This window comes from Bradyrhizobium sp. Kon58 (genome assembly GCF_055807455.1).
Genome location: NZ_JBVVOT010000356.1, coordinates 1 through 289, shown reverse-complemented (window position 1 = coordinate 289; position 289 = coordinate 1). Strand labels below are relative to the sequence as shown.

Here is a 289-nt window from a genome sequence, read left to right as displayed (position 1 = left end):
GCCATTCGATTACTTCCTGGCTTCGTCGGCGTTGTGTGCGGCGTACTTTGTGAAGTTGTACTGCGCCACGCGCAATATTCCCACCGAGCATATTCGCCTGTCGCAGAACAACATCGTCGACCCGGAAAACCGCTACAACCAGATCTTCAAGATCCAGGTCGAGCTGCCAGCGGACATCTCCGATAAGGACCGCCAGGGCATCCTGCGCTCCATCGACCGTTGCACGGTGAAAAAAGTGCTGCAGGCCGGGCCGGAATTCGTGATCGAGGAAGTCGACAACCTCGACGCC

At 57.4% G+C, this 289-nt stretch carries 1 protein-coding gene; it reads left to right on the top strand.

Features of this window, described 5'->3' with window-relative positions:
- A partial coding sequence (locus tag AC0L20_RS40755; protein ID WP_473295785.1) for an OsmC family protein occupies positions 1-289 on the top strand: 289 nt, incomplete at both ends.